Annotated in this window: 15 protein-coding genes; 7 read left to right on the top strand and 8 right to left on the bottom strand. The window is 50.2% G+C overall.

The window, feature by feature from the left end; all coding sequences use genetic code 11:
- Positions 1 to 2: 2 nt before the first annotated feature.
- Both LKD71_RS02795 and LKD71_RS02800 read right to left on the bottom strand, forming a co-directional pair.
- Positions 3 to 830: a DUF975 family protein gene (locus tag LKD71_RS02795; protein ID WP_227614260.1), complete on the bottom strand. Its 828-nt coding sequence runs from the start codon at positions 828 to 830 to the stop codon at positions 3 to 5.
- Positions 831 to 845: 15 nt separating this feature from the next.
- Complete coding sequence (locus LKD71_RS02800; RefSeq protein ID WP_227614261.1) at positions 846 to 1,397, bottom strand: DJ-1 family glyoxalase III; 552 nt, start codon at positions 1,395 to 1,397, stop codon at positions 846 to 848.
- A 145-nt stretch (positions 1,398 to 1,542) separates the two neighbouring features.
- Here LKD71_RS02800 and LKD71_RS02805 point away from each other — a divergent pair, with 145 nt between their 5' ends.
- On the top strand, positions 1,543 to 1,995 hold the full coding sequence (locus LKD71_RS02805; RefSeq protein WP_178046669.1) for a CYTH domain-containing protein: 453 nt from the start codon (positions 1,543 to 1,545) through the stop codon (positions 1,993 to 1,995).
- A gap of 76 nt (positions 1,996 to 2,071) precedes the next feature.
- Here the strand turns inward: LKD71_RS02805 and LKD71_RS02810 are convergent, their stop codons facing one another.
- Positions 2,072 to 2,254, bottom strand: coding sequence for a hypothetical protein (locus tag LKD71_RS02810; RefSeq protein WP_227614262.1), 183 nt, complete (start codon positions 2,252 to 2,254; stop codon positions 2,072 to 2,074).
- A 251-nt stretch (positions 2,255 to 2,505) separates the two neighbouring features.
- On the opposite strand from LKD71_RS02810, the gene LKD71_RS02815 reads away from it, so the two are divergent.
- From LKD71_RS02815 to LKD71_RS02830, 4 genes are all read left to right on the top strand, one after another.
- Complete coding sequence (locus LKD71_RS02815) at positions 2,506 to 2,859, top strand: helix-turn-helix domain-containing protein (RefSeq protein WP_227614263.1); 354 nt, start codon at positions 2,506 to 2,508, stop codon at positions 2,857 to 2,859.
- 244 nt (positions 2,860 to 3,103) lie between these two features.
- Complete coding sequence (locus tag LKD71_RS02820; protein WP_117764407.1) at positions 3,104 to 3,352, top strand: helix-turn-helix domain-containing protein; 249 nt, start codon at positions 3,104 to 3,106, stop codon at positions 3,350 to 3,352.
- A gap of 114 nt (positions 3,353 to 3,466) precedes the next feature.
- Entirely contained in the window at positions 3,467 to 4,585 is a 1,119-nt protein-coding gene (locus LKD71_RS18260) for a VanZ family protein (protein WP_331466361.1), read from the top strand.
- A 176-nt stretch (positions 4,586 to 4,761) separates the two neighbouring features.
- Entirely contained in the window at positions 4,762 to 5,358 is a 597-nt protein-coding gene (locus LKD71_RS02830) for a 50S ribosomal protein L25 (protein ID WP_227614264.1), read from the top strand.
- A gap of 105 nt (positions 5,359 to 5,463) precedes the next feature.
- Here the strand turns inward: LKD71_RS02830 and LKD71_RS02835 are convergent, their stop codons facing one another.
- Positions 5,464 to 6,312, bottom strand: coding sequence for a LysR family transcriptional regulator (locus tag LKD71_RS02835; protein WP_227614265.1), 849 nt, complete (start codon positions 6,310 to 6,312; stop codon positions 5,464 to 5,466).
- 214 nt (positions 6,313 to 6,526) lie between these two features.
- Here LKD71_RS02835 and LKD71_RS02840 point away from each other — a divergent pair, with 214 nt between their 5' ends.
- Complete coding sequence (locus LKD71_RS02840; protein ID WP_227614266.1) at positions 6,527 to 8,272, top strand: ABC transporter ATP-binding protein; 1,746 nt, start codon at positions 6,527 to 6,529, stop codon at positions 8,270 to 8,272.
- Positions 8,269 to 10,032, top strand: a complete 1,764-nt coding sequence (locus LKD71_RS02845) for an ABC transporter ATP-binding protein (protein ID WP_227614267.1) — start codon at positions 8,269 to 8,271, stop codon at positions 10,030 to 10,032. Before LKD71_RS02840 ends, LKD71_RS02845 begins: the two co-directional genes overlap by 4 nt.
- 51 nt (positions 10,033 to 10,083) lie before the next feature.
- Here the strand turns inward: LKD71_RS02845 and LKD71_RS02850 are convergent, their stop codons facing one another.
- From LKD71_RS02850 to LKD71_RS02865, 4 genes are all read right to left on the bottom strand, one after another.
- Positions 10,084 to 10,779, bottom strand: a complete 696-nt coding sequence (locus LKD71_RS02850) for a metallophosphoesterase (RefSeq protein WP_227614268.1) — start codon at positions 10,777 to 10,779, stop codon at positions 10,084 to 10,086.
- Positions 10,780 to 10,843: 64 nt separating this feature from the next.
- Entirely contained in the window at positions 10,844 to 12,100 is a 1,257-nt protein-coding gene (gene codB, locus LKD71_RS02855) for a cytosine permease (RefSeq protein ID WP_227614269.1), read from the bottom strand.
- Positions 12,101 to 12,123: 23 nt separating this feature from the next.
- Positions 12,124 to 13,212, bottom strand: a complete 1,089-nt coding sequence (locus LKD71_RS02860) for a hypothetical protein (protein ID WP_178045709.1) — start codon at positions 13,210 to 13,212, stop codon at positions 12,124 to 12,126.
- Between the two features lie 21 nt (positions 13,213 to 13,233).
- Entirely contained in the window at positions 13,234 to 15,465 is a 2,232-nt protein-coding gene (locus tag LKD71_RS02865; protein WP_227614270.1) for a diguanylate cyclase domain-containing protein, read from the bottom strand.
- Between the last annotated feature and the right edge of the window lie 98 nt (positions 15,466 to 15,563).

The raw sequence follows: 15,563 nt of genomic DNA on the forward strand, positions 1-15,563 counted from the left end.
TTTTAAAAAGTACCGGTACCGCTTCCAAAACCCGGCAGAGTAAAACCGTTGGCAAAGCCTGAGTCCAGAACATTCTGCCGGAGGACGGCGTAAAGCTCCGCTTCCGTAGCCCGCGTATAGGGATTTACCCAGAAAATTCCGGCCAGTCCGAGGGTGACGCTGGAAAGGAGCTGCCAGGGGATAAAGGAAAGATCCAACACAAAAATATTCATCTTCTGATTCATCGTCATCTCACGGCTGAGAGCAAAGACCTCAGACATCTGAAGATTTGGATTTTCCGCCAGAATATAGGGAACCATCCGGTACTCGTAGGATTTCACAATGCCCGGAATCACAAAAAGAAGTCCCCAGAGAAAAATCTTCACTTTCATCACCAGCATGATGAGGACGATATGCCAGAACTGCCCCTGACGGAAAGCCCAGAAAAGCTCGCCCATGCCGGTGCTCTCTTCCCTGGTTCGCATAAAGAAACGGCTGGCTCCCACCTCGATCGGACTGCCCACCAGAATACCAAAGGCAAGGCCCAGAAGCATAACGCTGATGCCGACTCCCAGGAACACCAGGCCAAAACTCATTCCAGCCACTCTCGCAAGGAGATTTTCCGTCTGGTGACCGCTTCCGGTAATCATCTGGGTTGCACTGTCCACAAGGCTCTCTCCGCCGCTCTGAATCTCATTGTAATTGATTTCCCGGGCATTCTGCACATTGGAGCGGCTGCTGGAAAAACTTCCCGTGAGGATGCCGGTGATCAGTGCCACAACGACTGCTGACCAGAAACAGCCCCGGAGAACATTTTTCGCCCGGATCTTTAACTCTTCTCTCGTCCACATGATTGTTCAGCCTCCTTACGCCTGATAAACGACGCTCTCGGCGATCCTGTCCGCCGTCTCTTTTCCGGAGAGTTCCTCAATGAGGCGAAGCGCAAAGGGAATCGCGGTGCCAAGACCTCTGGAGGTCGTGATGTTTCCATCGGTCACAACCGGTTCAACGGTCACTTCAGCGCCGGTAAGACCATCCTCCATGCCCGGGTAGCAGATGGCTTTTCTTCCATTTAATAAGCCAAGCTTTCCGAGAACCGTGGGCGCCGCACAGATTGCTGCGATCCGGCCGTTTTCCTCAGCTGCTTTCATAAGGAAGCCCTTGAGGCCCTCACAGTCTCCCAGATGCAGAGTTCCCGGCATGCCTCCCGGAAGCACCAGCATATCTTCCTTCGTCGGGTGTACCTTTCCGATGAGGGTATCCGCTGTCACCGGAATCCGGTGGGAACCGATGATTTCCTCCCGTCCCATAACGGAAACCGTAATCGTCTCAATGCCTGCCCTTCTTAAAAGGTCTACCACAGTAAGACCTTCGATCTCTTCAAAACCGTCTGCAAGAAATACATATACCTTACTCATATTCTTTCCTCCTTGTCCGGGATGCCTGATTCAGCTCCCTGTCAAACGTTGTCACCGCCTATCTTAGCAAATCTCCGGCTGTGATACAAGTGATTTACAAGATTTTTCATTTATGGTAAACTTCCCCGTAAAAGGAGGTTTTTTTATGGAAATCGAACGCAAATACCTGATCCGTGAGCTTCCGGAAAATCTGGAAACTTACGCTTACCACGATATCGAGCAGGCCTATCTCTGTACCGCTCCGGTGGTCCGCATCCGCCGCCAGGACGACCGCTACATTCTCACCTACAAGTCCAGCGGCATGATGGCCCACGAGGAGTACAACCTGCCCCTCACCAGGGAAGCCTACGAGCATCTCAAGGCCAAAGCCGACGGCAATGTCATCACCAAACGGCGCTATCTCATCCCTCTGGACGACGTCCTCACGATCGAGCTGGATCTCTTCTCCGGGACCTTCGCCGGCATGATCCTCGCCGAGGTGGAGTTTCCCACAGAGGAAGCCGCCAACACTTTCACCCCGCCGGACTGGTTCATCGAAGATGTGACCTTCAAAAAAGAATACCATAACAGCTATTTAAGTTCAGTGGCTCTGACGTAACCATTCAAGAGCCACTGTGAAGGTACTGAACAGTTGCGATCTATCAAAAAAAGGATGAGCCTCGGCTCATCCCTTTCTATTTCTTCTTATCCAGTATATTCTTCAAAATCTTTTCCGAATCCTGACGTGACAGCCGCCGGGGATTCTCTTTCAGGAATTTTCTCTCAATCCGGTCCGCTTTGTACTTCTCCCATTTTCTACAACAGGCCGCCAGAAAACCCTTATGTTCCATTCCAAATTTTAAAACTGAAGTCTTCATTCTCTTTCCCTCCCGAAACGGACAGGTCGTGTCCGCCTTGAACCACAGTTACTATACCACGTTTATTATATCATTTTCATCTAGTATTTTGCAACATTTTGTTGCATTATCTATATTTTTGTTTCATTTTGTTGCACACCGTTTTTTAAAGAGACAGAGATTGTTATAATGAGATTTACGACTTTAGTAGGCAAAATACTCAGTAAAATACTTCCTTTACCAAAGATGATGGCTATGTCCGGGAGGCTTCCATGAACAATCAGATTCTGTATGAACGACTGCGTGATCTCCGCGAGAGGAATCATTTCACGCAGGCCTTTGTCAGTTCCAAACTGAATATCGGCCGTGCAACGTATTCCAACTACGAACGCGGCAAACGTACGCCTTCTCTGGATGTCATCATGGATCTGGCATCTTTCTACAAGGTGCCTTTCACCTATTTCCTCAATTCGGAAAATCTGGATCTCATCGCCGCTTCGAAAGAACCTCCCGTTCTGCCACTCACGCCTCCGGAACAGCAGCTGATGGATATCTACCGTTCACTGTCCTCCGAACGCCGGGAACAGTTGATTGAATTTGCTCTTTTTCTTCAAAATCAGCCCTGATTTTGCCCTTTTTTATCTATTATAACTCTTTTTTTCTATTTTGCAAATGATTTTTATGCTATTATATAATTGATATTTGTTCCATTTTTATTTTCCAGATACTACACTTATGATAGTATAACTCTGCGAAAAGTGGCAGTTTCCTGCGCCTCTTTGCAGGATATGAGACTGACCGTTCCAAACCCTTGGAACATCCCGAATAGTCAGTTATATGGATTCTCAAAAACAGAAAGGCGGACTACACATGAAAAGTGACAAACGAAAACAGCAGTACAAACAGCTCGGTCTGGCAGTTGCCTATTACCGTAAAATGCATGGTCTGACACAGCTTCAGCTGGCAGAGGAGTGCGATCTGAGCCGCACCCACATCAGCAACCTGGAGGCTCCGAACATGCCCACCAGCATTTCCCTGGAAGCGCTCTTCGACATCGCTGACGTACTGGAAGTTCCCATCAAATGTTTCTTTGATTTCCCGGATGCCTCCGGCAAATAAATATCGACTTTCAATCCCCGGTCCTGCACCGGGGATTTTTATTAGTATTTCCTTAACAAACTGGACAATTCCCTTCTCAAATGATATGATTGAGCGGATTGGAGGCGAATGCTTATGATTAAAACATTGTTGAAACCATTGTCTTTCCTTCCTGCACTGATGCTGATGTATATGATTTATTCGTTTTCCGCCCAGCCCGGAGAAGTCTCCTCGGCACTGAGCTATAAAGTCAGTTACAAGATTGTCCAGACAGCGGACTATATCTTTGATGGTGGGCATGAGGAATGGCAGCTTTCCCAGTGGGCCGATAAGATCAACTTTATCACCCGGAAGCTGGCCCATATGACAGAATATTTTGCCCTGGCCGTGGCGGTTTCTTTTCCGCTCTATGTGTACGGGCTCCACGGTTTTCTCCTGATGCTGGTGGCGGGAATCATCTGCGTGGGCTTTTCCTGCGGGGATGAATACCATCAATCCTTCGTGGCGGGACGGTCCCCCGCGGTGAAGGATGTCTGCATCGACAGCTTCGGCGTTTTCTGGGGAATCATTCTCGTACGAATCATCGGCTGGACCGGCAGAAAGACGATCTTCCGTCCCCGGAAGAAAAAGAAGAAGGCCGCTGCTTATGAGTATGAGTACGAACAGGAACCAGCCTGGGAGGAAGCTCCTGCAAAGCCGAAGAAGAAGTTTTTTGGCAGAAAGAAGAAAAACAGTCGGGAAGAATATTATGAACCCCAGGAGGGCTATGGACCCCAGGGCGGTTATGGACCCGGACCGCAGCAGCCGGTATACCGGAATCCCCAGACACGGCGGGCTCCCTACCATTATAATGGCCCGCAGAATCAGTACGATCCCCGGTATGCGAAAAATCCGCAGAATGGGTATCATCCTGAAAATGGAGACTATTCTCCGGATGGAAACGATGAGCCGCAGGAGGGGTATTACAACCCGAAAAATAACTATGAGCCACAGAATGGCTATTACGACCCTGAAAACAACTACCAGTCCCAGAATGGCTACGACGCCCGGAGCGATTATCCCCCGGAAGACGGTTATGATAATCAGGATAACTACAATCCGGACGAAAATTACGAGCCCCAGGACGGCTACTACGAACCGGAAAACGGCTATGACCCGCAGAATGGCTACGGCCCCGAGTACGGTTACGGTCCGGAAGCTCCTGTGAAGAAAAAGAAAAAAGAAAAAGACTGGATCTTCGACGACTTTGTCTGATCCATACCGAAAAATCCCGACTCCTGGCAGCCGGGATTTTTTTCGTCACAAAAATTTCACAATTTTTCTGGTTCACATTTCAAAAAAGGTGCTATAATACGGAACTGAACAAAGAAATTATCAATCAGATCTATGAATCCGACTGAATAAATAGTTGATTTTAGGAGGCATTTATCATGATTACACTGAAAGTTGAAAAAAGGAACCCGGAAGTAAAGGCAAAGAAACTGAGACGCGACGGTTTCGTCTGCGGCGTCCTTTACGGAAAAGAAATGAAGGAGTCTACTCCCATTCAGCTCATGGAGCCGGAAGCCCTCCGCTTTATCAAAGCCAACAAAGAAGGTACTCAGGTAATGCTTGATCTCGACGGAAAACAGGTCGATGCCCTTGTAAAAAATATCGACTATGATCCCATGAAGAAACAGATCATGGCTCTGGATTTCCAGGCTCTGGTCGCCGGTGAGACCGTCGCCACCTCTGTTCAGGTCATTCTGGAAAATGAGGATGCCGCTCAGGGTATCGTAGAGCAGACGCTGAATGAGGTTCACTATAAAGCAGATCCTGCCAACATGCTGGACACCATCGTCATTGACTTCAAGACCCTTTCCCCGGATGTCCGTGAATTCCATGTAAAAGATCTGGTCATTCCGGAAGGCAAGACCGTACACATCACCACGCCGGAGGATACGCTGATCTTCCACATTGCCGAGTATGCCAACAATGGCGAGGATGAGGTTGCAGAAGATAGCGATGCAGACGCTGCCAAAGCCTGAATGGACTGAAAGATCATATCACAGAAAAGCCAGTCGGAGTGATTTTCCGACTGGCTTTTCTGTGATACCTGCGAATTGCACCCGCTGCCCCGCAGCTCACGCAATTTATTTCATGCATATATCCAGAAACTTCTGCACCAGACTCGTCGGCTGCTTTCCTTTTTTCCAGATCAGGAGAATCTTCGTCTCCAGGGCCGGCTCCGCCAGGGTCTCTATATGGAGCCCCTCGCAGAAGCAGCGCATGGATTCCGGGAAAATCGCCACGGCCAGCCCCTCCCGCACCCAGAGCATGGCTCCTCTCGCGTCGTCGCAGAGGCAGAAAATATCCGGGGTCAGATTCTGGGCAGAAAAAGCGTCCATGATAAATTTTTCATATCTCCGGTACAAAATCAGCGGGCTGTTCATGAGATCCTTCAATCGAAGACCGCACTCCCGCTCCAGCCGCATCTCTGAAGGGATCACGGCGATCATCGGCTCCTGATGAAGCTCCGTATATTCCACGCCGTCCAGCCGTAAGGGCGTCCGCACCACGGCCACATCCACAATTCCATCCATCAGATAATTATATAAGGTATAAGTGATCCCGTCGTGAACTTCAAAGTTTACATCGGGATTTTTTCGGGCAAACTCTGAGATGAAGGGCATCATGGTACCCACAGTGGTCGGCGTCATGCCGATACGAAGCACCCGCTTCTTTCCGGCTTCCGCCACCTCCTGCCGGGTGGAGCTCACAAAATTCAGAAGATTCTCCGCCCTTTCATACAGAAGCTTTCCTGCTTCTGTCAGCGTCACCCCTGTCCTGGTCCGCTCAAACAGTGTGACGTTGAGCTCCGCCTCCAGCTGCTTCATCTGATAGCTCAGGGGCGGCTGTGACATGTTAAGCCGCCGGGCCGCTTCGTTGATACTCCCCGTCGTCGCGATCTCCCGAAAATATTCCAGCTGCCTGATCTCCATAGATAATACCTCCTTTGATAATTACACGGATTGCTCCGTGCTTCGCACTCCCGCAATCCTGCCCGCTATTCGCATATCGCGAAACTTACGCTCCTCTTTTATACTTATATATTTTTTATATCAATCTGCTTTAAAAACAATATTACTCATATTACATTGTACAAGACTATAATGGATAAGTCAAAGCGGAAAAAAATATTTAGGAGGGAAAAACATGCGCTCACTTGCGTGCTATCTGAAAGAATATAAAAAGGAAAGTATTCTTGCACCGTTTTTCAAGTTTCTGGAAGTCGTGTTTGACCTGATCGTTCCCCTTGTCATTGCCCAGATCATCGATGTGGGAGTGGCTCAGAACGACCACGGTTACATTGTCCAGAGATTTTTTATTCTGATCCTTATGGCGGCAGCCGGTCTTACCTGCAGCTTCACCGCCCAGTACTTCGCAGCGAAAGCCAGCGTCGGCTTCGCTGCAAATCTCCGTCAGGCCGTTTTCGACCACATCCAGCGCCTCTCATTTAGCGAGCTGGATACCCTCGGAACAGACACCCTGATTACCCGTCTGACTGATGATGTGAACCAGGTCCAGAACGGACTGAACATGGGTCTTCGCCTGCTTCTTCGAAGCCCCTTCATCGTTCTCGGTTCCATGGTCATGGCCTTCACAATCAACATCCGCTGCGCCCTGGTTTTCGTGGTTGCGATCCCTATCCTTTTCCTGGTGGCCTTCGTTATCATGTATGTCAGCATCCCGCTTTTCAAAAAAGTGCAGGGCCGTCTGGACGCCGTTACCCGTCTGACCCGTGAAAACCTCACTGGCGTCCGCGTCATCCGCGCCTTCTGCCGGGAAGAGCAGTCCGTAGAAGAGTTTGACGCCCGCAACCGAGACCTCACCAAACTGAATGAGTTTGTCGGAAGGATCTCCGCTTTCCTCAATCCGGCAACCTATGTGCTCATCAACATCGCCACCGTCTTCCTGATCCAGAAAGCCGGTGTGGAGGTAAACCTCGGAAACATGCAGCAGGGTGAAGTCGTTGCTCTCTACAACTACATGGCTCAGATGATCGTGGAGCTCATCAAACTGGCTTCCCTGATCATCACCCTGAACAAATCCGCCGCCTGCGCCGAGCGTGTGGCCGGCATTCTGAAAGTCCGTTCTTCCATGGATTACAAGGAAAAAAACGTTTCCGCGAAAAAGAACAGCCCGGCTGTCACCTTTGACAACGTAACCTTCTGCTACCAGAACAGCAAGGCTCCCAGCCTTTCCAACATCAGCTTTTCCATAAAACCCGGACAAACCGTCGGCATCATCGGTGGTACCGGAAGCGGAAAATCCACTCTGGTCAGCCTAATCACCCGTTTCTACGATGCCAGCGAAGGAAAAGTCCTCGTGGACGGCGTGGATGTCAAAGATTATCCCCGCGGTGCGCTCCGCCGTAAAATCGGCGTGGTTCCCCAGAAAGCAGCTCTTTTCCAGGGAAGTATCCGTGCCAACATGAAATGGGGCCGCGATGACGCCACAGATAAAGACATCTGGGAAGCACTCACAATCGCCCAGGCCAAAGAGATTGTCGAGAAAAAAGACGGCCAGCTGGATTTCCATCTGGAGCAGAACGGCCGGAACCTCTCCGGCGGTCAGAGACAGCGTCTCACCATCGCCCGTGCCCTCGTGAAAAAACCTGAATTCCTGATTCTGGACGACAGTGCCAGCGCTCTGGACTTTGCCACCGACGCCGCCCTTCGGAAAGCGCTTCACAGCCTCAGCGGCAACGTAACCACCTTCCTGGTGTCCCAGCGTGCAGCCAGCATCCGTCAGGCGGACCTGATCCTCGTTCTGGACGACGGCCTTCTCGCCGGAAAAGGCACTCATCAGGAGCTCATGTCTTCCTGCGAGACCTACCGCGAGATCTTCTTCTCTCAGTTTCCTGAGGAACGCAAAAACTACAAGGAGGCAGCCAAATGAGTAACAGCAAAAAGAAAAAAATGCCAAAAGGCAGTATGGAGACCTTCTTTAAAGTCCTTCGGATGATCGGAAATTACCGTTTTCTTCTGATCTTAAGTATTGTTTTGGCTGCAGTCACCGTCGTGCTGCAGCTCTATGTACCGATCCTTTTCGGAAATGCCATTGATGAAGTAGTCGGCGCCCATGCCGTTGATTTTGACCGGATGTGGTATTACCTCTCCCGGATTCTCGTCATGGTTATCGTCTCCTCCGTTTCCACCTGGGTTATGAGCATCATCAACAACCGGATGACCTACCGCACGGTACAGGATATCCGTGCCAAAGCCATCCGTCACATTCAGGAGCTGCCGCTCTCCTATCTGGATCAGCACAGCACCGGTGATATCATCAGCCGTGTCATCGCCGATACCGATATCCTCTCCGACGGTCTTCTTCTTGGCTTCACCCAGCTGTTTTCCGGTATCGTGACCATCGTCGGAACCCTGATCTTCATGTTTTCCAAAAACGTCTGGATCACCCTCCTGGTTATCGTCCTGACACCGTTAAGCTTTTTCGTGGCCAAATTCATCTCCAGCCACTCCTTCCAGATGTTCCGGAAGCAGAGTGAGACCCGCGGAAAACAGACCGCTCTCATCGAGGAGATGATCGGAAATCAGAAAGTCGTACAGGCCTTCGGTTATGAGGACAAGGCTTCCGAGCGTTTCGCAGAGATCAACGAGGATCTGAAAAACTACAGCCAGAAAGCTGTGTTCTACAGCAGCCTGACGAACCCCTCCACCCGCTGCGTCAACAACATCATCTACGCAGGCGTGGCTCTGGTCGGCGCTTTCATGATCCCAGGCGGCTTCCTCACCGTCGGCGGCCTCTCCGTACTGCTCTCCTACGCGAACCAGTACATGAAGCCCTTCAACGACATCAGCTCCGTCATCACCGAGCTTCAGAACGCTCTGGCCTGCGCCGGACGTATCTTCGAGCTTCTGGAAGAACCGGCTGAGGTTCCCGAGGAGAAAAAAGAAATGGGCAAAGCAGCCGGAGAAGTCAACATCGAACATGTATCCTTCTCCTATGATAAATCCAAAAAGCTCATCGAAGACTTTAACTTTGAATCCAAACCCGGTATGCGCGTGGCCATTGTAGGCCCCACCGGCTGTGGAAAGACCACTTTCATCAACCTGCTGATGCGCTTCTATGACACGGACAAAGGCGATATTCTCGTGGACGGTCAGCCCATCAAGAATGTGACCCGCCATTCCCTCAGAAGCAACTACGGTATGGTGCTCCAGGACACCTGGATCAAGAGCGGCACCGTCCGTGAGAACATCTGCATCGGAAAGCCCAATGCCACCAATGAGGAGATCAAAGAGGCAGCCAAACGCTCCCACAGCTGGGAATTTATCCGCCGTCTGCCCGACGGACTGGACACGGTTCTCACCGAGGACAGCTTAAGCCAGGGCCAGAAACAGCTTCTCTGCATCACCCGCGTCATGCTCTGCCTGCCGCCCATGCTGATTCTCGACGAGGCAACCTCCAGCATCGATACCCGTACCGAGCTGCAGATTCAGGAAGCCTTCGATCAGCTCATGCAGGGACGCACAAGCTTCATCGTAGCCCATCGTCTCTCCACGATCCGCAATGCGGACTGGATTCTGGTCATGAAAGACGGCCAGATCATCGAGCAGGGCACCCACGACGACCTTATGAAGGAGGACGGTTTCTACAACCACCTCTACAACAGCCAGTTTGTCAACGTGGCTCAGTAAAAATTCAATCAAAAAAATCCGCGAAGCCTCAAAGCTTCGCGGATTTCTTTTTTATAAAATTCTTTCCGGTTTAAATTTCAGATAATCCCCGGACACCAGCCGGTAATAAACGCCATTCACTTCGCCCTTGAAACTATCGTCAAACCGTTCTTTTCCATGACAGTGGGAATAGATCACCTGCTCGGCTCCATACTCCTCGCCCATCCTCGTGAAGGGACTTTCCATCTCCCCGATGGTCGTCGGCGGATAGTGAAGAAACATCAGAAACTTCTCATAACCTGCGGCCTTCGCCGCCTCAAAAGAGACTCGAAGACGTTCTGTCTCCCGCTTGCGGATTTTCAGGAAATGCTCGATGGAATCTTTTCCCTCGTAACAGTAGCCCTTCGTGCCCACCAGAGCATAGCCCTCATAGACGGCAAAATTATTCTGGAGAAAGAAAAAGCGGCCCGCAAATTCCTGATTCAGCCGCTCCGTCTTCTTGGTATCCCAGAACATGTCATGGTTTCCCCGAAGGAGAATCTTCCGTCCGGGCAGGCTCTCAATAAATGCAAAATCCGCCTCGCACTCCTTCACATTTCTTCCCCAGGAATGGTCTCCGGTGAGGACGATCGTATCCTCCGGCGTGATCTTTTTTCTCCAGTATTTCTCGATCTTCTTCTCGTGATCCTTCCAGACGGGATCAAAAATATCCATGGGCTTATCCACAGAAAAAGAGAGATGCATATCTCCCAGCGCATACAATGCCATATCTTTCCCTTCTTTCCAAAAATCCCCTGCTCGCTCGTCCGGCAAACAGGGGATCTCACATTTTCTATTTTTTCAGTTCTCCGATGACATAGCAGAGGGCTGCCACAGCCATGCCGTTGATGGAGGCGATGCCCGCAGGCACAACGTTTGCCACGATGGCTCCAAGAACCACGCCAGCCACTGCAAACCAGTTTACGGTGACGATCTTCACCTTGTCTTCCTCATACTCCTTCCGGTTCATGAAGTAGCTGAGTACCAGGATGATTCCCACCGGTGGCAGCGTGCAGTTCAGGATATTCAGCCAGTCGCAGAAATTGTAGTAAAGCCATACGGAAAGGATCGTTCCGATCGCCCCGGAAATCAACACCATGGGCTTTTTCTTCTGTCCGAAGATGTTGGCCAGTCCAAGGCCAGCCGAATAGAGGGCGTTATCGTTGGTTGTCCAGATATTCATGCCCAGAACCAGAATCGCCATATAGAACAAATTCAGCCGGATCATGACCTCGAAGATATCATTTCCACCCACAAAGATATAGGCGATGGCTCCGAAGAAGAACATCAGCGAGTTTCCGATGAAAAACGCAATCACCGTAGCGATCGTGCCTGACTTCGCATCCTTGGCAAAGCGTGTGAAGTTCGGTGTGGCCGTTCCGCCCGATACGAAGGAGCCGATAACAAGACCGGCGCCGCCGATGACGCTTAAGGACCCGCTGGAGACTGCAAACTGATCAATGATCGTGCCGTCTCCCTGCCGCACAGCCATAACCATGGCCACCGTTCCCAGGACCGCTACCAGAGGCACTGCAATGCTGCTGACCAGGGTCAGAGACTTGATACCAAAATAAGCGGAAGCCGTCATGCAGACGCCTGCCACAACGACAAGGATCCACTTTGCCGCCTCATTCCCGTGGAAGATCTCTCCCGCCACCGGGATTGCAAACATGGCCAGACCAACGCCAAACCAGCCGATCTGGGTGAAGCTGATCATCGCTGAGGAAAGCCAGGAGCCTTTCTCACCGAAGGCTTTCTTGGCCAAAAGGTCCATACTGAGTCCCGTCTTCGCTCCCACATAGGCCAGAAGGCCTGTGTAGGCACCGAGGATCGCTCCTCCCAAAATCAGTGAACCCAGAAAGCCCCAGAAATCCAGGCCTTCCGCCAGCTGCTGGCCTACCCACATGCTGGCTGAGAAAAAGGTAAATCCCAGCATGATCATGAACATGCTCACAAACCCTTTCCGGCTCTCTTTCGGTACGGCCTGCTCCGCATAGTCGATGTCAGTGGTTTTCGTGGTGCTTTTCTTTGCTGCCATTTCCTTACCCATGCTGTGTTTTTCTCCCTTTTTAATTATAAAATGTACTTTTTCAGTGTGCCGGTGAACTCAGCGATTCGCTGCTCTGCCAGTTCTTTGAGGCTCATACCGCGGACGCTCTCGATATAGCCCCGCTCCTGCTGATAAAGCCATCTGGTGTCTGCTCTGCGAATCTTCTGATAATGATTGACTGCGATCCAGTCCTCATAGCTGATCTCAAGCGCATGGCCCAGTTTCTCCGCCAGAAGCTCCTCGAAATCGATCTGATCTGCCCGTTTCAAAATGCCTTCCCAGAAAGCCAGAACCTCCTCCACATGCTCGTGGATCTCATATCTTCTGGCGCCACCATCGTAAATGATACATTTTTCAAAAAGGGGACTGCACATGGACAGGGTCTCCCGGCGGAACTCCGGCGCTACAATGCCGTCCTTCCAGTAGAAATCCACGTCCGGCAGGTTGATGCCAGATACGCCCTTGTCCTGATAGGTGCTGAAAATTCCTTCATAATAAATCGTGATAAAGCCCTCAAACTCCGGCCAGAACTCCCGGATCTCCTGCGTCAGTTTTTCCAAGATCTCGATGCCCTTAGTGCCGCCGATCGTAAAGATGATAATATTGCGAAGCTTCGCGCCATGACTTCTGTAGAAGTCCGTCACATAGCGGAGGCAATGGATCAGCGTCTCGCCGCTGGCGATGATATCTCCAATCAGCAGCGTGCTGTCCGGCACCATCGTGAGCTTGCTGTATTTGATCTCAAGACCTGCAATCTCTTCCTCCACAAACACACGCTCACTGGAGAGGAAGCTGATATCATGAACGCGGATGTGCTCCCGGTAGCAGCTCTCCTCGAGAGGGTAGTTTAATGCACCCCTGAGAATCGAGAGAATATTGGCAGTTGTCACCTTTTTCTGCTCTTTTAAATAATACAGCATCTGAGAGGTGGAGGGAATCAGGCAGTTGTATACCTCATAACCTACAATCTCCGGTGTGTTCAGAAGCTTTCTGGTCTCTGCCTCTGAGGTCACATAATACTCATTTACATAATTTTCGCCTTCCAGACGATAACAGATAACTCCCTGCTCATTGAAAACGGGCTCTAAAACCACATTGTTCCAGTTATTCATCTCTTTCTCCTTAAGGTGTTCTTATTTTCTTTTATTATCCTGCTGATATTTCAGCGTTTTTCCAATACAGATCGAATACTGACTCTCTTTCTTGTCAGACCATCCCGCGTATCCGGTTATACCCCCCCCCTCGAAGTTTTTTCCGGTATCTTCGGTCAGCCCGGAGGAATCCTCCTGGGGATTTTTTATATCCTTGGATATGGACTTGAAAAAATATTCTTTGGTTTTTTCGTATTGCTGCTGCCTGGCCACGACATCCTCAGTTTTTTCTGCGTCCTTGCTCTTGGAAGCCTCCTTCTCATACTCGTGGCGCACGATCTCATGAATACTCTTCAGACATTCCAGCAGAATCGGATTGAAGGTGCCGCACTCTCCGTTCAGGATCATCTGAAGCGCCGTATCATGGGAATAGGCCTTCTTATAGACTCTCTCGCTGACCAGCGCATCGTAAACGTCCGCCAAAGATACCACCTGGGCAGAAATCGGAATTTGCTCCCCTGCCAGTCCGTCCGGATAGCCCTTTCCGTCGTAGCGCTCGTGGTGCCAGCGGCAGATCTGATAAGCCGTCTCCATCAGAGGCTCGTTCTGGTACATGCCCAAGTTTTTCAGCATGGAAGCACCGATGAGGGTATGCTTTTTCATCTCCTCAAACTCTTCCTTTGTAAGTTTCCCCGGCTTGTTCAGGATGCTTTCCGGGATTCCGATCTTTCCGATATCGTGAAGGGAGGAAGCCGTTGTGATCAGAAGGCGGTCGTTCCAGGTCAGATTGTAGAGATCGGTTTTGCGGACCAGCTCCTCCAGAAGGAGCTCCGTCATCATATTGATGTGAAGCACATGGGGGCCGCTCTCGCCGTTACGAAACTCCACAATCTCGCTTAAAATACCGATCATCATCCGGTTGTTCTTCTCTTTTTCGTAGACCTGATCCGTCACCAGATTGATGAGACGGCGCTGTCTCGCATAGAGCTTGATCGTGTTCATGACACGGCGGTAAACCACCTGGGCGTCAAAAGGCCGGCTGATATAATCGGAAACGCCCATATCGTAGGCCCGCCGGATAAAGGCTGCCGAATCCTCACTGGAGATCATGATAACCGGGATATCATCGATCCAGTGATTCTTGTTCATTTTCTCCAGAACTTCAAAACCGTCCATCACAGGCATAACGATATCCAGAAGAACCAAGGAAATTCCTGTGCCGTAACGCCTCAGCATATCCAGACATTCTGCGCCATTCTCCGCCTCGAGAATCTCAAATTCCGGTCCGATCATCTCCCGGAGCAGAAAACGGTTCATCTCCGAATCATCCACTATGAGAACCCGATGATTTTTTCTTTTCCGGTTCAGAATGGCAAAACTGCCGTTTGACCCCTGAAACGCTCCGTCCTCCGTCACGACCATGTTCTTCTGTATCTTCGCCTGGTACATGAAGCGGTCTGCCCTGTTCACCGCGCTTTCCACGGTTTCACGATCTGTCAGAACGCCGCCGATACTCACAGAAAGCTGAAGCTTCGTATAACCGGGAATCTGGCTCTTATGGATCTCTTCCTGAATTTTCTTCAGCCTCTCCACGAAATTCTTTTCCTCGATATCGGGCAGAATCAGAAGAAATTCATCTCCGCCGTAGCGAACCAGAATATCGGATTTCCGGATACAGCTGCGGATGATCTGTACGGTAGTGTCCAGGACTCTGTCACCGGCCTTATGGCCGTAGGTGTCGTTGTACATCTTGAAATCGTCCAGAACGATCATTGCCACACCGGCAGCCTCTCTCATCATTTTCAGCTGTTCTTCATAGTACCTTCTATTATAAGTACCTGTAAGGACATCGGTATAAAGTTCTTTGTTATAGCCTGCCAGCTTCTTTAAGAGACGTTTTCTGCCGTCAGCATCCACGAGGGAATTTTCATCCAGCTGGCTCACCAGCTCCATCACATACGGCTTCCCGTCGATCTCGATATAACGGGAAATCACCTGATAGATCTTGGAGTCTATAAATTCCAGTTTTGTCCGCTGCTTTCCATCCGCAAAGGTCTTGGTGGAAATACAGTTTTCACAGGGGCTTTTCTTTTTCCATATCTCGTAACACTGGCAGGGAACTTCGACATGTTCGTTATAATGCCGTTCCATGTGCTCAAAATTGTCTTTATCCAGAAGGCGCACAATAGAAAATACTTTTTTGAGTTCTTCTATGAACTCTTCCGCTTCCGGCCCGCTCATGACATCTTTTTCTTCCGTACTCTCTGCACTCATTTCTTCACATCCCCTTCATTCCATCAGCTTCCCAGATTTTTTCTCACTGTTTTTTATTATAACATCCGCGTAAAAAACTGTACAGAGGGTTTTTCAAC

The sequence above is a fragment of the Fusicatenibacter faecihominis genome, assembly GCF_020686945.1.
Lineage (GTDB): Bacteria > Bacillota > Clostridia > Lachnospirales > Lachnospiraceae > Limivivens > Limivivens faecihominis.